The 20,826-nt window shown below is 73.6% G+C and carries 16 protein-coding genes; 10 read left to right on the forward strand and 6 right to left on the reverse strand.

Features of this window, described 5'->3' with window-relative positions; all coding sequences use genetic code 11:
* The first annotated feature begins 9 nt into the window (after positions 1 to 9).
* Positions 10 to 768 carry a cytochrome c biogenesis CcdA family protein gene (locus ASD19_RS11720; protein WP_055992977.1) on the forward strand — a complete coding sequence of 253 codons (759 nt, stop codon included), beginning with the start codon at positions 10 to 12 and terminating at the stop codon, positions 766 to 768.
* Positions 749 to 2,458, forward strand: a complete 1,710-nt coding sequence (gene resB / locus ASD19_RS11725; protein WP_055992980.1) for a cytochrome c biogenesis protein ResB — start codon at positions 749 to 751, stop codon at positions 2,456 to 2,458. Before ASD19_RS11720 ends, resB begins: the two co-directional genes overlap by 20 nt.
* A 3-nt stretch (positions 2,459 to 2,461) precedes the next feature.
* Here the strand turns inward: resB and ASD19_RS11730 are convergent, their stop codons facing one another.
* Complete coding sequence (locus ASD19_RS11730; RefSeq protein WP_055992982.1) at positions 2,462 to 2,899, reverse strand: VOC family protein; 438 nt, start codon at positions 2,897 to 2,899, stop codon at positions 2,462 to 2,464.
* Positions 2,900 to 2,982: 83 nt separating this feature from the next.
* On the opposite strand from ASD19_RS11730, the gene ccsB reads away from it, so the two are divergent.
* The 4 genes from ccsB (at position 2,983) to ASD19_RS11750 (ending at position 8,136) form a co-directional block, all read left to right on the forward strand.
* Positions 2,983 to 3,975 (forward strand): c-type cytochrome biogenesis protein CcsB, encoded by a 993-nt coding sequence (gene ccsB, locus ASD19_RS11735; protein ID WP_055992984.1) that lies wholly within the window; start codon positions 2,983 to 2,985, stop codon positions 3,973 to 3,975.
* Between the two features lie 325 nt (positions 3,976 to 4,300).
* Positions 4,301 to 5,080, forward strand: coding sequence for a DeoR/GlpR family DNA-binding transcription regulator (locus tag ASD19_RS11740; protein WP_055992986.1), 780 nt, complete (start codon positions 4,301 to 4,303; stop codon positions 5,078 to 5,080).
* Positions 5,077 to 6,030, forward strand: coding sequence for a 1-phosphofructokinase family hexose kinase (locus ASD19_RS11745; protein WP_055992987.1), 954 nt, complete (start codon positions 5,077 to 5,079; stop codon positions 6,028 to 6,030). Before ASD19_RS11740 ends, ASD19_RS11745 begins: the two co-directional genes overlap by 4 nt.
* Before the next feature lie 84 nt (positions 6,031 to 6,114).
* Positions 6,115 to 8,136: a PTS fructose transporter subunit IIABC gene (locus ASD19_RS11750; protein ID WP_055992989.1), complete on the forward strand. Its 2,022-nt coding sequence runs from the start codon at positions 6,115 to 6,117 to the stop codon at positions 8,134 to 8,136.
* Between the two features lie 164 nt (positions 8,137 to 8,300).
* Here the strand turns inward: ASD19_RS11750 and ASD19_RS11755 are convergent, their stop codons facing one another.
* Together ASD19_RS11755 and ASD19_RS11760 are read right to left on the reverse strand one after the other, a co-directional pair.
* A complete protein-coding gene (locus ASD19_RS11755; protein WP_235563045.1) occupies positions 8,301 to 10,586 on the reverse strand; it encodes a YhgE/Pip domain-containing protein in 2,286 nt (761 codons plus the stop codon).
* Positions 10,583 to 13,351, reverse strand: a complete 2,769-nt coding sequence (locus ASD19_RS11760; RefSeq protein WP_055992991.1) for an MMPL family transporter — start codon at positions 13,349 to 13,351, stop codon at positions 10,583 to 10,585. The genes ASD19_RS11755 and ASD19_RS11760 overlap by 4 nt, the downstream gene beginning before the upstream one ends.
* Positions 13,352 to 13,468: 117 nt before the next feature.
* Between ASD19_RS11760 and ASD19_RS11765 the strand changes: the two genes are divergently transcribed.
* Complete coding sequence (locus ASD19_RS11765; RefSeq protein WP_156377195.1) at positions 13,469 to 14,134, forward strand: TetR/AcrR family transcriptional regulator; 666 nt, start codon at positions 13,469 to 13,471, stop codon at positions 14,132 to 14,134.
* A 21-nt stretch (positions 14,135 to 14,155) separates the two neighbouring features.
* Here ASD19_RS11765 and ASD19_RS11770 read toward each other — a convergent pair whose 3' ends face one another.
* Complete coding sequence (locus ASD19_RS11770) at positions 14,156 to 15,151, reverse strand: o-succinylbenzoate synthase (protein WP_055992993.1); 996 nt, start codon at positions 15,149 to 15,151, stop codon at positions 14,156 to 14,158.
* 100 nt (positions 15,152 to 15,251) lie between these two features.
* Here ASD19_RS11770 and ASD19_RS11775 point away from each other — a divergent pair, with 100 nt between their 5' ends.
* The 3 genes from ASD19_RS11775 to ASD19_RS11785 all read left to right on the forward strand — a co-directional run bounded on the left by ASD19_RS11775 (position 15,252) and on the right by ASD19_RS11785 (position 18,248).
* Positions 15,252 to 16,076 (forward strand): LLM class F420-dependent oxidoreductase, encoded by an 825-nt coding sequence (locus ASD19_RS11775; protein WP_055992995.1) that lies wholly within the window; start codon positions 15,252 to 15,254, stop codon positions 16,074 to 16,076.
* Between the two features lie 89 nt (positions 16,077 to 16,165).
* Positions 16,166 to 17,065 carry a 1,4-dihydroxy-2-naphthoyl-CoA synthase gene (locus ASD19_RS11780; RefSeq protein ID WP_055993387.1) on the forward strand — a complete coding sequence of 300 codons (900 nt, stop codon included), beginning with the start codon at positions 16,166 to 16,168 and terminating at the stop codon, positions 17,063 to 17,065.
* A 19-nt stretch (positions 17,066 to 17,084) separates the two neighbouring features.
* A complete protein-coding gene (locus ASD19_RS11785) occupies positions 17,085 to 18,248 on the forward strand; it encodes an AMP-binding protein (RefSeq protein WP_055992997.1) in 1,164 nt (387 codons plus the stop codon).
* A gap of 115 nt (positions 18,249 to 18,363) precedes the next feature.
* Here ASD19_RS11785 and ASD19_RS11790 read toward each other — a convergent pair whose 3' ends face one another.
* Together ASD19_RS11790 and ASD19_RS11795 are read right to left on the reverse strand one after the other, a co-directional pair.
* Positions 18,364 to 18,828 (reverse strand): MarR family winged helix-turn-helix transcriptional regulator, encoded by a 465-nt coding sequence (locus ASD19_RS11790; RefSeq protein WP_055992999.1) that lies wholly within the window; start codon positions 18,826 to 18,828, stop codon positions 18,364 to 18,366.
* A gap of 35 nt (positions 18,829 to 18,863) precedes the next feature.
* The gene (locus ASD19_RS11795; RefSeq protein WP_055993001.1) at positions 18,864 to 20,795 is read right to left on the reverse strand and encodes an FAD-dependent monooxygenase; all 1,932 of its coding nucleotides are present in this window, start codon (positions 20,793 to 20,795) and stop codon (positions 18,864 to 18,866) included.
* Positions 20,796 to 20,826: the final 31 nt, after the last annotated feature.

A 20,826-nucleotide genomic window follows, 5' to 3' on the forward strand; every position in this document is an offset into this window, starting at 1 on the left:
GGGCCGCGGATGAACCCGGGCTCGGTCGTCTTCGACGGCGCGCTGTGGGCCGCGATCCCGATCGCGCTTCTGGCGGGCCTGATCTCGTTCCTGTCGCCGTGCGTGCTGCCGCTCGTGCCGGGCTACCTCGGCTTCATCGGCGGCGCCGTCTCGCCCAAGGGCGCCGAGGCGCCCGCCGGACGCGGCCGGCTGCTCGGCGGCGTCCTGCTGTTCATCGCCGGGTTCACGCTCGTGTTCGTCACGATCATCGTGCTCGGCGGCATCGCGGGAGGCGCGACGCAGCGGTTCTCGCTGCTCTACGGCGACGCGATCACGCGCGTGCTCGGCGTCCTGATCATCCTGCTCGGCCTCGTCTTCATCGGCTTCTTCGGCTTCGCGCAGCGCACCGCGAAGCTCCACCTGAAGGGCGACCTGGGGCTCGTCGGGGCGCCGCTGCTCGGCGTCGCTCTGGGCCTCGGCTGGGCGCCCTGCATCGGCCCGACCCTGACCGCGATCCTCGCGATCTCGTACGACCAGGGCGACGCGGGCCGCGCGACCCTGCTGGGGCTGGCGTACTCGCTGGGCCTCGGCATCCCGTTCCTGCTCGTCGCGCTCGGCTTCGGCTGGGCCACCCGCTCCCTCGCGTTCCTGCGCCGCCACGTGCGCGTCGTCAACATCGTCGGCGGCGTGCTGCTGGTCATCCTGGGCGTGCTCATGGTGACCGGCGTGTGGACCATGATCATGAACCGCCTGCAGGGGGTGTTCGCGAATGTCCCGCTCCCTCTCTGACCAGACCGACGCCCGGAAGGCCGCGCGGGACGGATCCGAGCCCCTGCGCCCGTCGGACCACGTCGAGAGCGACGCCGACTCCGGCGTGAACCAGCCGGCGCTCGGCGTCGTCGGATGGCTGCGCTGGGGCTGGCGGCAGCTCACCAGCATGCGCACCGCGCTCGTCCTCCTGCTGCTGCTCGCGATCGCGGCCGTGCCCGGGTCGATTTTCCCCCAGCGGATGGCCAACCCCAACGGCGTGACGCAGTGGGAGCGGGAGAACCCCGACCTGTTCCCGATCCTCGACGCCATGCAGATGTTCGACGTCTACGTGTCGGCCTGGTTCTCCGCGATCTACCTGCTGCTGTTCGTCTCGCTCGTGGGCTGCATCCTGCCGCGCACCAAGCACCACTGGAAGGCGATGCGCTCGCGCCCGCCGCGCACGCCGGCGCGGCTCGCGCGCCTCGACGACCACCTCGAGGACCGGATCGCCGGCGACGCGGACGACGCGGCCCACGCGGTCGACCTGGCCGAGGCGCAGCTGCGCTCGAGCGGCTACCGGGTCGAGCGCTACGACGGGCGAGGCGCGTTCTCGGTCTCGGCCGAGCGCGGCTACCTGCGCGAGACCGGCAACCTGGTGTTCCACGCGTCCCTCGTGGGAGTGCTGGTATCGGTCGGGGTGGGCGGCGGCTTCGCGTACACGGGTCAGCAGGTGATCATCGAGGGCCAGTCCGTGGTCAACTCGCTGGTCGACTACTCGTCCATGAACCGCGGCCGCTTCGTGGGTGACGACGCCCTGACGCCGTACGCCATGCGCCTGGACTCGTTCGACGTCACGTACCAGCCCATCGGCACCAGCGGCGCGGGCCAGGCGGGCGACTTCCAGGCGAACGTCACGGTCGTCGAGCCGGGTGGCGCCGAGCGCCAGGAGGCCGTCCGCGTCAACCACCCGCTCGACGTCGCGGGCGACCGGGTCTACCTGCTGGGCAACGGCTACGCGCCGACCATCACGGTCAAGGCGCCCGACGGCACCACGGTCTACAGCGAGCCCGTGCCGTTCCTGCCGCAGGACGCCAACATGACCTCGCTCGGCGTCGTGAAGATCCCCGACGGCCTGCCGGAGCAGGTCGGCATGATCGGCTTCTTCTACCCGACCCAGATGCAGCTCGCGAGCGGCGCTTTCTCGTCCGGATTCGGCGAGCTGCTCAACCCCGTGCTGACCCTGAACGTGTACGTCGGCGACCTCGGGGTCGACGACGGCGTGCCCAGCTCGGTGTACGAGCTCGACCCGAGCGGCATGGAGCAGATCGCCGGGCCGCAGGTCGACATCGACTCGCTCGAGCTCGCGCCCGGGGAGACCGTCGAGCTGCCGAACGGCCTCGGCACGGTCACGTTCGAGGACGAGACCCCGGCGGATGCCGACCGCTCGCAGGTGGGCCTCACCGAATCGGTCAAGCGCTTCGTGTCGCTGCAGACGCACCACGACGGGTCCGCGATCTTCGTGCTGGCGTTCGCGGTGCTCGCGATGCTCGGCCTGCTCACCGCGCTGTTCGTGCCGCGCCGCCGCGTCTGGGTCAAGGCGACCGCGGACGACGCGGGCATCCGGCTCGAGTACGCGGCGCTCGCACGCGGCGAGGACCCGACGCTCGCGACCGCGATCGCGGACCTGCGCACCAAGCACCGCGCCGCGCTCGGCGCCGACGACGCGTAAGCGTCAGCCTTTCCGCAGATCTTGAGCCAGCATCACCAGGATGCCGCTCGGGCCGCGCAGGTAGGTCAGCCGGTAGAGGTCCCGATACGTGGCCACGCCCCGCAGCGGGTGGCATCCGTGCCGCGCGGCGATCTCGAGCGACGCGTCGAGGTCGTCCACCGAGAACGCGACGCGATGCATCCCGATCTCGTTGGGGCGCGTCGGCTCGGTCTCGATCACCTCGGGATGCAGGTATTCGAAGAGCTCCAGGCGCCCCTGGCCGTCGGGGGTCGCCAGCATCACGATGCGCGCGTGGTTGCCGTCCAGCCCGACGGCCGTGTCGGTCCATTCACCGCTGACCGTGTCGCGTCCGACGACCTCCAGGCCCAGGTCCGTGAAGAAGGCGATCGCCTCATCCAGATCCCGGACGGCGATGCCGACGTTCTCGAGCGCGATGGCCATGCCCGCACGCTACCGGGGCCCGGGCCCCGCGGACAGGGCCCGCCCACAGAGAGCGCGAAGCGGGCGCTCGTATAATCGGGCTCATGCACCCTGACGCGCTCTCGCTGGACGAGATCTCGGTTCTTCTGATCTGGACGGCGATCTCGGTCTACGCCCTCGCGTTCGTCGCGTACGCGTTCGACCTGGCGCGCCGCTCGCAGCTCTCGCTCGAGCGTCAGGATGCCGCGCGCGAGCGCGTGCTGGTCGGGGCCGGATCGGGGACCACCGTGAACGGCGTCGCGCAGGACGCGCCTGCCGCCGCGAAGCCGCGCATGGTCATGGGCCGGATCGGCACCTCGCTCACGGTGCTCGGCTTCCTGTTCCACCTCGGCGGCACGGTGCTGCGGGGGATCGCGGCGGGACGCGTGCCGTGGTCGAACATGTACGAGTTCGCGATGACCGGCACCCTGCTCATCACGGCCGTGTATCTGGGCGTGCTGTTCTGGCGCGACCTGCGCTTCCTCGGCACGTTCATGGTGGGGCTCGTCACGGTGCTGCTGGGGGCGGCGACCCTGTCGTTCTACGTGCAGATCGTGCCGCTCATGGATCCACTCAAGTCGGTCTGGCTCGTCATCCACGTGTTCGTCGCGTCGCTCGCCACGGCCTTCCTCGCCCTCGCGTTCGGGCTCTCGGTGCTGCAGCTGCTGCAGGCGCGCCGCGAGCGGCTCGCGCTCGAGGCGAAGGACGCCGAGCCCCAGCGCTCGTTCCTGCGCACGCTCCCCAGCGCCGAGGCGCTCGAGGGGATGGCCTACCGCTTCGCCATCATCGGCTTCATCTTCTGGACGTTCACCCTCATCGCCGGCTCCATCTGGGCGCAGGACGCGTGGGGCCGCTACTGGGGCTTCGACACCAAGGAAGTCTGGACCTTCATCATCTGGGTTCTCTACGCCGGCTACATCCACGCCCGCGCGACGCGCGGCTGGCGCGGCACCCGCTCGGCCTGGCTCTCGATCGTCGGCTTCACCGCCGTGATCTTCAACTTCACGATCGTGAACATGTTCTTCGAGGGTCTGCACGCGTACAGCGGCCTGAGCTGAGAAGGACTTCTTTTCTAGAAGCGATCGCACGCTCGCGCGACGGTAGATGACCGGCCTGTTCCCGGTCGTTGAGCGGAGCGAAGCGGAGTCGAAACGGGCTGAGCGAGCGGAGCGAGTCGAAGCCGGGACCCTCATTCGTGGTCGTTGAGCGACGAGCGCCAGCGAGGAGTCGAAACGGGCTGAAGCGACCCAGCCGGTCGGGGAGGTTCGGCCACGTTTCGACTCCGGCTCGTTCCTCGCCTCCGCTCAACGACCACCCGCAGAAACAACATCTGTGTTTCTGTGGGATTGTGTTGTAGTCTGTGGGCATCCGAAGGAGGGTGCCATGTACGCGACGGAGCGACGAGAGCTCATCGAGCAGGTGCTGCGGGACGAGGCGCGCGTCGCCGTCGCCGACCTCGCGGAGCGGCTCGACGTCACGACCGAGACCGTGCGCCGCGACCTCGCGCTGCTGGAGCGCGCCGGCGTCCTGCGCCGCGTGCACGGCGGGGCCGTCGCCGCCGACCGGGGGAGCGCCGCCGAGGCCGACCTGCGCGAGCGCGCCGGACAGCGCGGCCCCGCCAAGCACGCGATCGCCCGCCGGGCCGTCGAGGCGCTGGGGGACGACTTCCGCGGATCCGTGCTCCTGGACGCGGGCACCACGACCGGCGCGGTCGCCGAGCTGCTGTCCGACCGGCTCGCCGGCCCCGACGCCCAGGTCGTGACCCACTCCGCCGTGCTCGCCGCGCTGCTCACCACGCGCGGCGGCGTGCCCCTCACCACGATCGGCGGGCGCGTGCGCGGAATCACCGGCGCCGCGGTGGGCGCGGGAACCGTGCAGGCCATCGAGTCGATGCGCCCCGACATCGCGTTCGTGGGCACGAACGGGCTGAGCGCCGCCTTCGGGGCGAGCACCCCCGACCCGGACGAGGCCGACGTCAAGCGCGCGATCGTCCGCTCCGCGCGTCGCGTGGTGCTGCTCGCGGACGCGTCCAAGTTCGGCGACGAGTCGCTGCAGCGGTTCGCGCGCCTGGACGAGATCGATCTGCTGGTGACCGACCGCGCGCCCTCCGGCGCGCTCGCCGCGGCCCTCGAGGACGCCGACGTGGAGGTGTGGATCGCATGATCGTCACCCTGACCGCCAACCCGTCGCTCGACCGCACGATCCAGCTGGCCGGTCCGCTCGAGCCGGGGGCCGTGCAGGCCGCGGAGTCGTCGAGCGTTGATCCGGCCGGCAAGGGCGTGAACGTGTCGCGCGTGGTCGTCGCCTCCGGCGCCGAGACGCTCGCGGTGCTGCCGCTCGCGGACGACGACCCCTACGGCGAGCACACCGCGGGGCTCCCCGTGCGCGCGGTGCCGATCGAGGGGCACGCCCGCTCCAACATCACGCTCACGTCGCCCGACGGCGAGACCACCAAGATCAACCTGCCGGGCGCCGGGCTCGCGCCGGCCGAGGCGGCCGCCCTGATCGACGCGGTCGTCGAGGCGGCCGACGGCGCGCGCTGGCTCGCCCTGTGCGGCTCGCTCCCGCCGGGCGTCGCCGCCGACTTCTACGTCGAGGTCATCCAGGCCGTGCGGACGCGCGCCGCCCGCGCGCCGCGCATCGCGGTCGACACGTCGGGCCCGGCCCTCGCCGAGGTGCTCGCCTGTGGCGCCGTCGACCTCATCAAGCCGAACGACGAGGAGCTCGTCGACGCCGTGGCCCGCCTGGGTCTCGCGACCTCGAGCGAGGCGGACCAGGACACCGTCGCGGACGCCGTCCGGCTCGCCTCGACCCTCGTGCCGCATCGCGTGGGCGCGGTCCTCGTCACGCTCGGCGGCGACGGCGCGGTGCTCGTGGACGCCGAGGGCGCCCACCACGCCGCGGCGCCGCCCACCGATGTGCGCAGCACGGTCGGAGCGGGCGACAGCGCCCTCGCCGGCTTCCTGCTCGCCGACCTCGCCGGAGAGGACGCCGACGGCCGGCTGCGCGCAGCCATCCGATACGGCTCCGCCACGGCCGCCCTTCCCGGCACGCGCATCGCGACGCCGGCCGACCTGCCCGGCGGGGACATCCCCGTCCGGAGGCTTCCCTGACCCGCGGCTCGCCGCATCCACCCCCACCCGATCCACCCGCCGCCTCGCGGCGCACCACGGACGCTCAGCCTCGAGGAGGAGACCATGTCCACCATCACCCCCCAGCTCGTGAGCCTCGATGAGGACCTCGGCACGGACAAGCAGGCGGTGCTCCGCGCCCTGTCGCAGCGCTTCGTCGCGCAGGGCCGCGCGACGGACGCCGAACAGCTGTTTGCCGCCGCCTGGGCCCGCGAGGAGCAGGACGCCACGGGCCTGCCCGGCGGCATCGCGATCCCGCACGCCAAGAGCGCGGCCGTGTCGCAGGCGTCGCTGGCGTTCGCCCGCCTGAACCCGCCGGTGGACTTCGGCGCCGAGGGCGAGCCGAGCGACATCGTGTTCATGATCGCCGCGCCCGACACGGCGGCCGAGGAGCACCTCGCGGTGCTGTCGTCGCTCGCGCGCAACCTGATGGACGAGGATTTCCTCGCCGCGCTGCGTTCGGCCGCGACGCCGGATGAGGTGGTCGGCATCGTGCGCCGCGCGATCGGCGAGGAAGAGGCGGCCGAGGCGCCGGCACCCGCCGCCGCGGCTCCGGCTCCGGCCGCGGCCGCCGCCGGCGACGCCATCCTGGTCGACGGCCGCCCCGCGCGGATCGTCGCGGTCACGGCCTGCGCGACGGGCATCGCCCACACCTACATGGCGGCCGACGGCCTGGCCGCCGCCGCGCGCAAGGCCGGTGTCGAGCTCCACGTCGAGACCCAGGGCTCGAGCGGCTACACCCCGGTCCCGGCCGACACGATCGCGGCGGCCGACGCCGTCGTGTTCGCGGTCGACGTCGACGTGCGGGAGCCGCAGCGGTTCGCGGGCAAGCCCGTCATCCGGCGGACGGTCAAGGCGGGCATCGAGAAGCCCGCGGAGCTGCTCGCGCTCGCCGCGGCCGCCGCGAAGGATCCGTCCGCCGAGCGGGTGAGCGGCACGGCCGAGACGGCCGCCGCCTCGAACGTGCCGGTGGAGTCGTTCGGCGCGCGCATCAAGCGCATCCTGCTGACCGGCGTCTCGTACATGATCCCGTTCGTCGCGGGCGGCGGTCTGCTGATCGCGCTCGGGTTCCTGCTCGGCGGCTTCGACATCAACGAGTCGGCCAACGCGATCGTGCTCGAGAACGCCCTGTGGAACCTGCCCGAGGGCGGGCTGCTGCAGTACCTCGGCGCCGTGTTCTTCACGATCGGCGGCGTCTCGATGGGCTTCCTCGTGGCGGCGCTGGCCGGGTACATCGCGTTCGCGATCGCCGACCGGCCCGGCATCGCTCCCGGCTTCGTGGCCGGCTCGGTCGCGGTGCTGATGAGCGCGGGCTTCCTCGGCGGCATCGTCGGCGGCCTGCTCGCGGGACTCGTCGCCTGGTGGCTGGGCCGCCTGGACGTGCCGCGCTGGCTGCGCGGCCTCATGCCGGTCGTGATCATCCCGCTCGTCGGCTCGATCGTCGCCTCCGGCCTGATGATCCTGTTCCTCGGCTGGCCGATTGCGGCGCTCATGACCGCCATGACCGACGGCCTGAACAACCTCGCCGACAGCGGCCTGATCGTCGTCGTGGGCGTGCTGCTGGGCCTCATGATGTGCTTCGACCTGGGCGGCCCGGTGAACAAGGTCGCGTACGCGTTCGCGGTCGCGGGCCTCGGTGCCGCGTCCGACCAGAACACCGTGCCCTACGTGATCATGGCGACCGTGATGGCGGCGGGCATGGTGCCGCCGCTCGCGATGGCGCTCGCCTCGACCGTGCTGGCGCGCGGCGCGTTCACGCCGGTCGAGCAGGAGAACGGCAAGGCCGCGTGGCTGCTCGGGGCTTCGTTCATCTCGGAGGGTGCGATCCCGTTCGCGGCCGCCGACCCGCTGCGCGTCATCCCGGCGTCGATGATCGGCGGCGCGGTCACGGGCGCCCTGACCATGCTGCTGGGCGTGGGATCGCGCGCTCCGCACGGAGGCGTGTTCGTGTTCTTCGCGATCGACCCGATCTGGGGCTTCCTGCTCGCGATCGCCGTCGGCACCGTCGTGTCGGCCCTCGCGGTCGTGGCGCTCAAGAAGTACGCGCACCGTCGCACCGCGGCGGCCCCTGTGGCCGTCGCCGCCTGATCCCGATGCCCGAACGGCCCGGCCCTCGTCTCGAGGACCGGGCCGTTCCGGCGTCGTGGCGACCCGACCGGCTTCGACTGGTCTTCGGCGACGAGACTGGTCTCGGCGGGACCAGCCTCGTCGCCCGGGACCAGTCGAAGCGCAGGGGGACGACCCCCGCGGCATCAGGCGGGCTGGGCCAGCAGCGCCTGGGCGGGGATCGTGCGGCGGCGCGCCACGGCCAGCGTCGTGGCCGCGAAGGCCAGCACGGCCCACACCAGCAGCGCCGTCACCGCCGCGCCGGTGCCGCCCGCGTCCGTGACCGCGCCGAGGAGCGCGCGGTACGCGGGGGCGGTGGGCAGGATGTCCGCCAGCTCGCCGAGCCATCCCGGCATGGTCGAGACCACGCCGGTCGCGATCGCGATCGCGCCGACGAGCGCCGCGACCCAGCGTCCCGCGCCGCCGAGCGCGGCCACGAGGGCCTGGTGCACGGCCGCGAATGCGACGCCGATCAGGGCGCACAGCGCGAACAGCGCCGCCGCCGTGCCGCCGTCGTAGCCGCTCACGGCCTGGATGACCGCGGCCACGAGCACGCCCTGCACCGCGCCGACCAGCGCGGCGGGCAGCAGTGCGCCGCCGGCGAGCAGCGCGGATGCGCGGCGCGACGTCAGGGCGCGCGCCGTGACGGAGCGCATCACGACGAACGTCGCGAGACCGCCGAACCACAGCACGACCGCGGCGAGCAGCGGCACGGCCGACGACCCGAACATGGTCAGGTCGTCGCCCGCGGTCGCCGACACCGGATCCGCGAGCACGGTCGCGAGATCGCCCGCCTCCGCGTCGCTGTACGACGGGATCTGCTCGGTCGCCCGGCCGAGGCCGTCCGCCAGCGAGCGCGTGCCCTCGGACAGGTCGCCGATGCCGTCGCCGAGCTGCGTCGTGCCGGTCGCCAGCCGCCCGGCGCCCTCCGACAGCCGCGTGGCGCCCGACGCGAGCTCGCTCGTCCCGGTCGCGAGGCCGCCCGCACCCGTGGCGAGCTGCGCCGCGCCGGTCGACAGCTCGCCCGCGCCGCCCGCGAGCTGCGATGCCCCGGCCGACAGCCGGTCGGCGCCGCCCGTCAGCTCCTCGAGCCCGGCCGTGAGCTGAGACGCCCCGGCCGCCGCGCCGTCGGCGCCGGTCGCGAGGGCGCCGAGGCCGCCGGCGAGCTCCGTCGCGCCGCCCGACGCCGCGCGCAGCTGGGCCGCGAGCTCCGTGGGCAGCTGGGTCGCGAGCTGCTCCAGCCCGCCGGACGTCCCCGATGCCGCCGCATCGGCCGTGTGCGCGGCCTGAGTGATCGCCGCGAGCTGCGCGCAGAACTCGGCGCCCGCCCCCGAGGCCGCGCAGGATGCGCTCAGCCCGTCGAGTCCGTCCGCGACGCCCGCGGCCGCCTGCGCCGCGCCGGCCGCGGCGCCCGTGAGCTCGGCCGGCACGACGCCGTTCCGCTCGATCGCGTCGGCTCCCGCGCCCAGCTCGGACGCCAGCGTCTGCGCACCGGAGGTCGCGTCGTGCAGACCGGGCGCGAGGCCCGGGTTCGCGGCGGTGCCGTCGCCCGCGAGGCCGGTCGCGAGCTGCCTGGCGCCGTCCGCCAGCTGCGACGCGCCGCCCGCGAGGTCGGCCGCGCCGCCCGCGACGCCCTGGGCGCCGTCGGCCAGCGCGCCGGCGCCGCCCGCCACGCCGGCCGCCCCGCCGGCCAGCTGTGACGCGCCGTCCGCGAGCTGCCGCGCGCCTGACGCGAGCTCGCCCGCGCCCGTGCCGAGCTCGGCGGCGCCGCCCGCGAGCTCCTCCGCGCCGTCCCGCGCGGCCCCCGCGCCGTCGGCCAGCTGCGCGGCGCCGTCGGCCGCCTCGCCGAGCTGCTCGCCCAGCGTCGTGTAGCCGATGAAGACGTTCTCGAGCGTCGCCTCCGACAGCATCCGGCCCATCGACGCGGTCGCGACCGACGCGATCTGGTTCGCGATGGCCTCGTCGACGATGCGCGCGTCGGGTGCCGTCACGACGTCGATCGTCGCCTGCTCGGGGGCCTCCTCAGACCCCGACAGGTTCTGGCCGGCCGAGGTCGCGGCCGCCGAGAACTCCTCCGGGATGGTCACGACCGCCTGGTACGTGCCGTCGGCCAGGCCCTCGGCGGCGTCGTCCTCGTTGGACAGCACCCAGGTCAGATTGCCGTCGACGTCATCCGAGCCCTCGACCAGGCCCGCCGCCAGCTGGCGACCCAGCGGCGTGTACTGGTCCTGGACGGTCACGGGCTCGTCGAGGTTGACGATCGCGGCGGTCATGTTGTCGAGGCGCTCGGCCGGGTCGTACAGCGCGGCGACGAGCACGCCGCCCACGAGCGCCGGGAGCAGCAGCACGCCGAGCACCGTGAGCCACGAGACGGGCCGGGTGCTGCGGGCGCGCTCGACTCCGGCGAGGGTCAGGCTGCGGAGGCGGTTCATGCGGAGACCTCATTCGGGATGGTCGCGGGAGTGGGGGAGACGTCGACACGACGGACGCCGACCCAGCCGGCGTCGGACAGGAGCCGCTGCGCGGCGGACGGGTCGGATGCCGTCAGCACCACGGTGAGCGGATCCGGCGCGAGCGCGTGCCGCGCGTCGCGCAGCACGGCGGCGACCTGGTCGCGCGCCGCCGGCTCGAGGGCGTCGGCGCCGTCGATCACGACGATCGGGGCGCGCGCCGCGGCGCGCACCGCCCGGGCGGGCGCCTCGCCCGGCTGCGGGTCGGCGAGCAGGGCCAGGCCGACGTGGGCGCGCACCCAGGCGGCGCGGCCGGGGAGCAGGTGCCCGGCGACGCGGAGCAGGCCGCCGGTCGCCGGCGTGCGGCCGGCGATCGCGAGCCCCACGGCGCGGGCGCCGCGCGGATCCGCCGAGGCCAGCACCAGGGCGTCGCCCGGCTCGGCGCGCAGCGTCACGCCCGAGGCCAGGACGGGGCCGTCCTCCACCGCGACCTCCAGGTCGTCCGCCGCAATCACCGCGGTCGATCCGGGCTCGGGCCAATCCGCCAGCGCGCGCTCGCGCTCGACCGCCTCGCCCTCGATGTCGAAGTGCGGCAGCATCCGGTCGAGCCACCGGGGCATCCACCACGCCTTGTCGCCCAGCAGCGCCATGACCGCGGGCACGAGCGTCATCCGGACCACGAACGCGTCGACCGCGATCCCCACCGCGAGCGCGAGCGCGATGGGCTTGAGGTTCGCGTCGCCCTCGGGCACGAAGGCCGCGAACACCGCGAACATGATGATCGCCGCCGCGGTGACCACGCGCGCCGAGGCCGCGAACCCGCTGCGCACGGCCTCGACCGCGACCTCGCGCGAGCCGCCGAGCCGGCGCGCGGCGTGCACGAAGTCCTCGCGCATGCGCGAGACCAGGAACACCTCGTAGTCCATCGCGAGGCCGAACAGCACGCCCATCACCACGATCGGCATGAACGCGATGACGGGGCCCGTGCGCGTCACGTGCAGCAGGTCGGCGCCCCAGCCCCACGAGAACACGGCCGCGACCACGCCGAACGCCGCGAGGATCGACAGCAGGTAGCCGAGCGCGGCCTTGAGCGGCACCCAGACCGAGCGGAACACGATCATCAGCAGCACGAAGGACAGGCCGACGACGAAGATGCCGAACGGCACGAGCGCGGCGCCGAGCCGGTCGGAGATGTCGATCGACACCGCCGTCGTGCCCGTGACCTTGAGGTCGATGCCGTACTCGTCGAGCCATTCGTCGTGGTGCGCGCGCAGCTCCCGCACGAGCTCGCTCGTGGCCGGGTCGTCGGGCGCGGTCTCGGGCACGATCTGCACGATGCCGGTGTCCGCGGTCTCGTTCGGGGTCGCGAGCGCGACCTCCTTGACGCCGTCGATCTGCTCGACCTCGGCGCGCAGATCGTCCATCAGGCCGACCGGATCGGTGGACGTCACGATCGTGCCGGTCAGGATGAGCGGGCCGTTGAAGCCCGCGCCGAAGTGCTCCGACGTGAGGTCGTAGCCGATGCGCGCCTCGTTGTCCTCGGGCAGCACGCCGGCGTTCGGCAGCGCGAGGCCCAGGCTGCCGACCGGCAGGGCCATGAGCCCGAGACCCAGGACGACCGCGACCGTCGTGATCACGGGATGCCGCGTGACGCCGCGCACCCAGCGCGTGCTGAAGCCCTCCCGCGGCGCCCGGGCCGGCTCGGCCTTATGCGCGCGGCGCGGGCGGCCCACCACGCGGTGCTTCACGAAGCCGAGCAGGGCGGGCGTGAGCGTGACGGCGATCAGCACGGCCACCGCGACCGCGACGGCCGCCGCGATGCCCATCGTGGTGAGGAACGGGATGTTCGCGAAGCCGAGACCGATCAGCGCGATCAGCACGGTCACGCCCGCGAACACGACGGCGGATCCGGCCGTTCCGGTCGCGCGGCCCGCGGACTCCTCGAGCTCCATGCCGTCGCGCGCCTGGTCCTGGTGCCGCGCCGCGATGAACAGCGCGTAGTCGATGCCGACCGCCAGCCCCAGCATGAGCGCGAGCATCGGGGTCGTGGCCGACACCGTCGCGAACTGCGTGGCCGCGACGATCCCGAGCAGCGAGACGCCGACGCCGATCAGCGCGACGCCGAGCGGCAGGCCCGCCATCACGAACGACCGGAACGTCACGATCAGCACCAGGAGCGCGATCACCACGCCGACCGCCTCGGTCAGCGTGACGGTCGGCAGCTCCGTGGCGAACAGCTCGCCGCCGAGCGCGAGCTGCGAGCCCTCCGGCAGGTCGGGGCGGAGCGCGTCGACGACCTCCTGGAGCGACTCCTTGTCGTCGTCCGTGACATCCGTCATGGTGCCCTCGAACTGGAGCCGAACGATGGCCGCGGACTCGTCGCCCGACACCATGCCGGTGACCAGCTCGTCGTACGGCGAGGTGGCGCTGCTGACGCCGTCGACGTCCTCCAGCTCGGCGACCGCGTCCTCGATCGGCGTCCGGTAGGTCTCCTCCGTGACGTCGTCGCCCGGGGCCGCGACCACGATGAACTGCGCGCTCGTGCCCGACACCTGCGGGAACGTCCGGCTCAGCTGCTGCAGCCCCTCCTGCGCCTCCGTGCCCGGGATCGAGAACGCGTTGTCGAAGCCCCGATTGAGGCCGAGGGCTCCGCCGCCGACCGCGAGCAGGATGAGCAGCCAGCCCAGGAGCACCCGCCACGGGTGACGGAACGACCAGCGGCCGAGCGAGTAGAGCAGGGTGGACACAGGCGCCTCCGGATGAGGGGAATGGCAGGGTTCGATACAACGCTGTATCCGATACAAGTGTGTATCGTAATCGCCGGCCCGTGCAAGCGGCTGGGCGTGCGGTGGGAGAATCGCAGGATGGAGACCCGGATGACCGAGACGAGCGAGGAGCGCGTGCCGACCCGCAGCCGCGAGAACACGCGCGCGCGGCTGCTCGACGCCGCCGCCCAGGTGTTCGCCGAGGTCGGGCTCGGCGAGGCCTCGGTCGAGGCCGTGTGCGAGCGCGCGGGCTTCACGCGCGGAGCCTTCTACTCGAACTTCGACTCGAAGGACGAGCTGTTCGTCGAGCTCGCCGGCCGGTTCGTGAGCCAGCAGGTCGAGGCCGTGCGCGAGCGCGTCGCCGCGCTCATCGAATGCGGCCCCGCCGCCGACGGCGCGCCCGACGACATGGTCGGCCTGGTCGAGGCGCTCGACGTGCCCGGCGACGTCCGCCTCGGCGTGCTGCTGATGAGCGAGATCCGCAACCGCGCCATGCGAGACGCCAAGACCGCCGAGGCCTACCTCGCGCAGGATGCGCGGATGCTGCGCGAGGTGTCGCAGCTCCTCGAGGACATCGCCCAGGCCAAGGGGCTGCGCCTCACGCTCCCCGCGGAGGAGGCGGCCCGCATCGTTCTCACCGCGTGGGAGGGCGTCTCGGCCCGCGCGATCATCGCCGGCATCCCCGAGCCCGAGCTGCTCGAGGTCCGCGCCCGCGAGATGGCGCGGATCGGGCATCTGATCATCGACGACCAGCCCGGTCGCTGAGCGAAGCGGAGGCGCAGCGGCTTACGCGCCCCCGCGCTCCAGCACCGCGTGGCAGCGGCGGATGCGGTCGAGCCACCAGGCGCGGCGGTCGTCCGCCGCCGCGTGGCGGTCGAGCAGCGCCGCGTCGGGGGTGAGCCGCCCCACGGGGATCACGCCGCCGCGGGGGGCCAGCGGCTCGGTCACGACGTCCGCCGCGAGCAGCGACGCGGTGCCGAGGCCGCAGTCGAACTCGAGCGACGGCAGCGCCGCCGCCAGCGCCGCGCCCTGCGACAGGCCGATCGACGTGTCGAGCGCGCTCGATACGATGGCCGGAAGTCCCGCCTCGGCGACGATCTCCAGCGCGCGGCGCACGCCCCCGAGCGGCTGGGCCTTCACGACCAGCAGGTCGGCCGCTCCCGCGCGCGCCACGGCGAGCGGATCCGCGGCCTTGCGCACCGACTCGTCCGCCGCGATCGGGATGTCCCAGTCGTGCAGGCGCGCGCGGATCTCGGCGAGCTCCTCGACCGTCGCGCACGGCTGCTCGGCGTATTCCAGGTCGAACTCCGCCAGCTCGTGCAGCGCGTGCTCCGCCTCGTCGACGTTCCAGCCGCCGTTCGCGTCGACCCGGATGCGCCCCTCGGGCCCCATCGCCGCGCGCACCGCCCGCACCCGGGCGACGTCGTCCGCGCGGGTCTGACCGCGCTCGGCGACCTTGACCTTGGCGGTGCGGCAGCCGTCGAAGCGCGCCAGCACCTCGGCGACGCGATCGGCCGGCACCGCCGGGACCGTGGCGTTCACCGCGATCTCCGCGCGGTGGGGCTGCGGCTGCGGATGCCAGGCGAAGTCCAGGGCCGCCGCGAGCCACGTCGCGGCCTCGGCGTCGTCGTACTCGAGGAAAGGAGAGAACTCCGCCCATCCCTCCGGCCCCTCGATCAGAGCGGCCTCCCGGTGATCCACTCCGCGGAACCGCGTCGCGAGCGGCAGTGACACCACGCGTGCGGTGCCGAGGATGTCGTCGAGCGGGGGGAGTGGCGTCATGGACTCATCCTGCCTTTCCTGATGCCCGGACGCAGTGCTCGCCCATCCGGAATCCGCGCATCCGGAGCCCGCCCCGTCCGGGCGCCTCTAGTCTGGCGGCATGCCAGCCATCGACATCCCCGTGCGCCTCGGCGTGCAGCTCCAGCCCCAGCACCACGCGTCCTACGGCGCCGTCCGCGACGCGGTCACCCGGCTCGAGGACATGGGCGTGGACGTCCTGTTCAACTGGGACCACTTCTATCCGCTGAGCGGCGACCCGGACGGCACGCACTTCGAGTCGTGGACCATGCTCGCGGCGTGGGCCGAGCAGACCGAGCGGGTCGAGTTCGGGGCCCTGGTCAACTGCAACTCGTACCGAAACCCCGACCTGCAGGCCGACATGGCCCGCACGGTCGACCACATCTCGAAGAAGGGCGGCGACACGGGTCGGTTCATCTTCGGCACCGGATCCGGGTGGTTCGAGCGCGACTACGTCGAGTACGGGTACGAGTTCGGCACGGCGGGATCCCGCCTCGACGACCTGGCCGAGGCGCTGCCGCGCATCGAGGCGCGCTGGGACGCGCTCAACCCCGCACCGACCCGGAAGATCCCGGTGCTGATCGGCGGCAAGGGCGAGCAGAAGACGCTGCGCCTGGTCGCCCGTCACGCCGACATCTGGCACAGCTTCGTGAGCCCCGAGGAGATGCCGCACAAGCTCGACGTGCTCGCGCGCTGGGCTGACAAGGAGGGCCGCGACCTGTCGGCCCTCGTGCTGTCGAACGAGCTCGGCCACCGCGACGAGCGCGCCGACGCGCTGTTCGACGCCGGCGTGCGGCTGTTCACGCTCGGCATCTCGGGCGACAGGCTCGACTACGACCGCGTGCAGCACTGGCTCACGTGGCGCGACGAGCGCAACGGATCGGCCGGCACGGTCGTCGACGCCTGATCCGGCGCCGCCGGGGGGAGGGGCGCCGGGCCGTGGGCCGACCGCGGGAATAGGCTGGACGGGTGAGCGACACCCCGAATCCGACGCCCGTGGTCTCCGAGCTGTTCGACGCGGCGGAGTGGGATCCCGCGCCCGGGTCCGAGGGATTCCGGGACATCACGGCGCACATCTCGAAGGACGGCCGGATCGCCCGTATCGCGTTCGACCGGCCGGAGGTCCGCAACGCGTTCCGCCCCGCCACGGTCGACGAGCTGTACCGCGCGCTCGACGCGGCGCGCCAGGATCCGCGGATCGGCGTCGTGCTGCTGACGGGCAACGGCCCGAGCCCGAAGGACGGCGGCTGGGCGTTCTGCTCGGGCGGCGACCAGCGCATCCGCGGCCGGGATGGCTACAAGTACAGCGAGGACGAGACCTCGGTCACCGACGCGGCGCGCGCGGGCCGCCTGCACATCCTCGAGGTGCAGCGCCTCATCCGGTTCATGCCCAAGGTCGTCATCGCGGTGGTGCCCGGATGGGCCGCGGGCGGCGGCCACTCGCTGCACGTCGTGTGCGACCTCACGATCGCCTCGGCCGAGCACGGCCGGTTCAAGCAGACCGACGCGGACGTGGGGTCGTTCGACGCCGGGTACGGCTCGGCCTACTTCGCGCGGCAGATCGGCCAGAAGCTCGCGCGCGAGGTGTTCTTCCTCGCCGAGGAGCATTCCGCGCAGCGCATGTACGAGATGGGCGCCGTGAACCGCGTCGTGCCGCACGCCGAGCTCGAGCGCGAGGCGCTGAGCATGGCCCGCACGATCCTGACCAAGTCGCCCACCGCGATCCGGATGCTGAAGTTCGCGTTCAACGCGGTGGACGACGGGCTCCCGGGCCTGCAGGTGTTCGCGGGCGAGACCACGCGCCTCGCGTACGGCACGGACGAGGCGGTCGAGGGGCGCGACGCGTTCCTCGAGAAGCGCGACCCCGACTGGTCGGCCTACCCCTGGCACTACTGAGCGCGGGGCCCGGCCGGACATGAGGCTCGAGCGGCTCGACTCGGACGACCCGCGTGACGTGCTGCGCGCGCTGCGCACGGCGCTCGGCGCGGGGCCGGCCATCGCGCTCGGCGCGGGAGAGCGCGAGCTGCCCGCCGAGGTGCCGGCCGGCACGGCGGTCGTGGTGACGACGTCCGGCTCGAGCGGGGTGCCGAAGAGCGTGATGCTGTCGCGCTCGGCGCTGACCTCGAGCGCGCTGGCGACCGCCGCGCGGATCGGTGCGGGGCAGTGGCTGCTGCCGCTCGCGGGCGGGTACATCGCGGGCGTGCAGGTGCTGGTGCGCTCGCTCGTGCAGGGCACCGAGCCCGCCATTCTGTCGGGCCGCTTCTCGGCGGCCGCGTTCGCGCATGTCGTCTCGGGCATGCACTCGTCGCGCGGGGGAGAGCGCGTCCCCACGTACACCTCGCTGGTGCCCGCGCAGCTGCAGACGCTGGTCGACGCCGCGGACGAGGACCCGGGCGTCCGTCGCGCGCTCGCGTCGTTCGAGACGATCCTGGTGGGCGGCCAGGCGCTGCCGCAGCCGATGCGCGAGCGCGCCGAGGCGCACGGCGCGCGCATCGTGCGCACGTACGGCTCGAGCGAGACGGCGGGCGGATGCGTGTACGACGGCGTGCCGCTGGACGGCGTGCGCGTGGTGGCCGTCGACGGTGAGCTGCGGGTCGCAGGGCCCACCCTCGCGGACGGCTACTTGGGCGATCCGGGCCTGACGGAGCGGGTGTTCGTGCGCGACGCCGACGGCGTCCGCTGGTACCGCACGGGCGACGCGGGCGTCGTGGAGGACGGTGTCGTGCGCGTGACCGGGCGGATCGACAACGTGATCGTCTCGGGAGGCGTGAACGTGTCGCTCGACCGGGTCGAGCGCGTCGTGCGCGAGCTGCCCCCCGTGCCGGGCGCGTTCACGCTCGCGGACGCCGTGGTGGTCGGCGCGTCGGACGAGCGCTGGGGCGAGACGCCCGTGCTCGTCGCGCGCCGGGCCGACGTGGGGTCTCCCGACGCCGCGCTCAGCGCGGCCAGGGCCGCGGTCGGCGCGCAGGTCGGCAAGCCCGCGCGGCCGTCGCGCATCCTGCTCGTGGATGCGCTGCCGCGCCTGGCCTCGGGCAAGCCCGACCGCGTCGCCCTCCGCCGCCTGGCGGCGGCCGGCTGACTCCGACACAACGCAGGACCTCCGCCGCCGAACGGCGTGTCGCAGCCGGCAGACCGTCCCGACACGCCCGGGATCGCGCAGAGGTCCTGCGTTGTGTCGGGGAAGGGGCGGGCGGTCACTCGCCCGACAGCAGACCCTGGCGCTGGGCGCCCGCGAGCATGGTGCGGAGCATGCGGCGCAGCTCGCGTCGGTCGCCCGCACTGAGGTCGCCCGCCAGCACGGTCTCGAGCCCGTCGACGCGCGGGCGCAGCTCCGCCACGCGGGCCCGGCCCTCGTCGGTCAGCTGCAGCACGTTGCGGCGGCGGTCGTCCGGGTCCTGCGCGCGCTCGATCAGGCCGCGGCGGGTCATCCGGGCGACGAGATCCGCGATGGTCGAGCGGTCCAGGTCGAGCTCGGCGCCGAGCGACGCCTGGCTCGATCCGGGCAGCCGCTCGAGCACCGTCAGCACCGCGTACTGCACGCTCGTGATGTCGCGCGACACGTCGCGCTGCCACGCGGCGAGGTGCAGCTGCTGCGCGCGGCGCAGCAGGTGACCCAGATGGCGCAGCGGCTCCGGTTCGTCGTCGAGAGGGGCGTCCACCCGATCATCCTGCCCCAGCCGGGGCCTCACGGCCGTCAGGACGCGGGCACCGGCTCGGCGGCGGGCAGCAGGATGCCCTCGAAGAACGCCGCCAGCTCGTCGTGCGCGTCGAGCGGCAGCACGTGCGCGACGAACTGGTCGGGACGCACGACGACCAGCGCGCCCGAGGCGCGGTCGACGCCGCGGTCGCGGTAGACGTCGATCCCGGCCGTCACGGCCGAGCCGACCGGCGCGGCGGTGAACGCCTTCTCATAGTCGACGAGACCGAGCCGGCCGGTGTGCGGGCGCAGGATGTCCGGGAGCCCGGCGAAGTCGATGTCGTGCAGGTGCGCCTGCAGGACGCCGCGCACGTCGAAGACCGCGTCGACGTCGTCGCCGTCGCGGCGGGTCCGCACGACCGGGGAGGCCGGATCCGTCTCGAGCCAGTCGCACAGCGCACGCAGGCGGGTCTCGTCGGCGTCGGCGAACGCGTACAGCCGCCAGCGGCCGTCGGCCTCGTGGGCGTGGCCGAGCTCCATCAGGCGCCCGTCGCCGACCCGCACGACCGGCGCGGAATGGAAGCGCGTGCCGATCTCGAACCCCGTCGCGAGGTGCTGGTGCTCGTCCGTGCCGGTGAGGGTCGACGCGGTGTACCGGGCCGCGACCCCCGCGGTGTAGCGGCCCTGCCGCATCCAGTACCGCGCGAGCTCCTCGGGGGAGATACCGCCCCGTTCGGGGTGCGCCGGATCCTTCGCGGGCTGCGCCAGCATGGCCGACCACTCCCGGTCGAAGTCGATCAGCTCCTGCGCGATCGGGCGGCGCTCGGCGTCGTACGTCTCGAGCAGCGTCGCGGGCGCGCGCCCCTCGAGCACGGCCGCGAGTTTCCAGCCGAGGTTGTAGGCGTCCTGCATCGAGACGTTCATGCCCTGGCCCGCCTTGGCGCTGTGGGTGTGGCACGCGTCGCCGGCGATGAAGACGCGCGGCGTGCGGCCGCGCCCGGCGGCGTCGTCGAAGCCGTCCGCGATGCGCTGCGCGACCTCGTACACCGAGAACCACACGGTCTCGCGGACGTCGAGCGTGTATGGGTGCAGCACGCCGTTTGCGACCTCGACGAGCTCCTCGGCGGACATCGCGCGCACGCGCTCGCGGCTCTCCTCGGTGACCGTCCCGAGGTCGACGTACAGTCGCGCGAGCCGCCCGCCCTCGCGCGGGATGATCAGGATCGAGCCCTTGCCGGCCGACTGGATCATGGTCTTGAACCGCAGGTCGGGGAAGTCCGTGTCGGCGAGGACGTCCATGACGCCCCACGCGTGGTTCGCGGCGTCGCCCGAGAGCGAGCGGTCGATCGCCTTGCGCATGGCGCTGCGCGCCCCATCGGCCCCGACGACGTACCGGGCCCGGATGGTCCGGGTGCGGCCGGTCGGGCCCTGGCCGTCCACGTGGGCGAGCGTCACCCGCACGGGGCGATCATCGTCGTCGTCGACCTCGAGGCCCTCGAATGCCCACCCGTAGTCCGGCTCCAGGCGCGACGGCTGCGCCTTCATCGCGTCGAGCAGGTAGTCGTGCACGCGCGCCTGGTTCATGATCACGTGCGGCATCTCGCTCAGGCCGTCCTCGACGTCCTGCACGCGGCTCGTCCGCACGATCCGGCTGCGGTCGTCCGGATCCGGCTGCCACATGATCGTCTCGTTGACCCAGTACGACTCCTCGAGCAGCCGGCGGGCCACGCCGAACGCCTGGAGCATCTCGACCGAGCGGCACGCGACGCCGTCGGCCTGGCCCCGCAGCAGCCGGCCCGTGCGGCGCTCCACGATGCGCGTCCGGATGCCGGGAAAGCGCGCCAGTTGGGCCGCCAGGACGAGGCCGGCGGGACCGGTGCCGACGATCAGGACGTCGACCTCGTCGGGCAGGCCGGGGGTCCAGTGCGCCGGCGCGGCCGGGGCGATCGTCGGGTCGCCCCCGTGGTACCCGTCCTGGAAGAACTGCATCGGAGCTCCTTCGGTCCTGTGCGCGCGGCGC

Source organism: Microbacterium sp. Root53 (assembly GCF_001426925.1).
Taxonomy (GTDB): domain Bacteria; phylum Actinomycetota; class Actinomycetes; order Actinomycetales; family Microbacteriaceae; genus Microbacterium.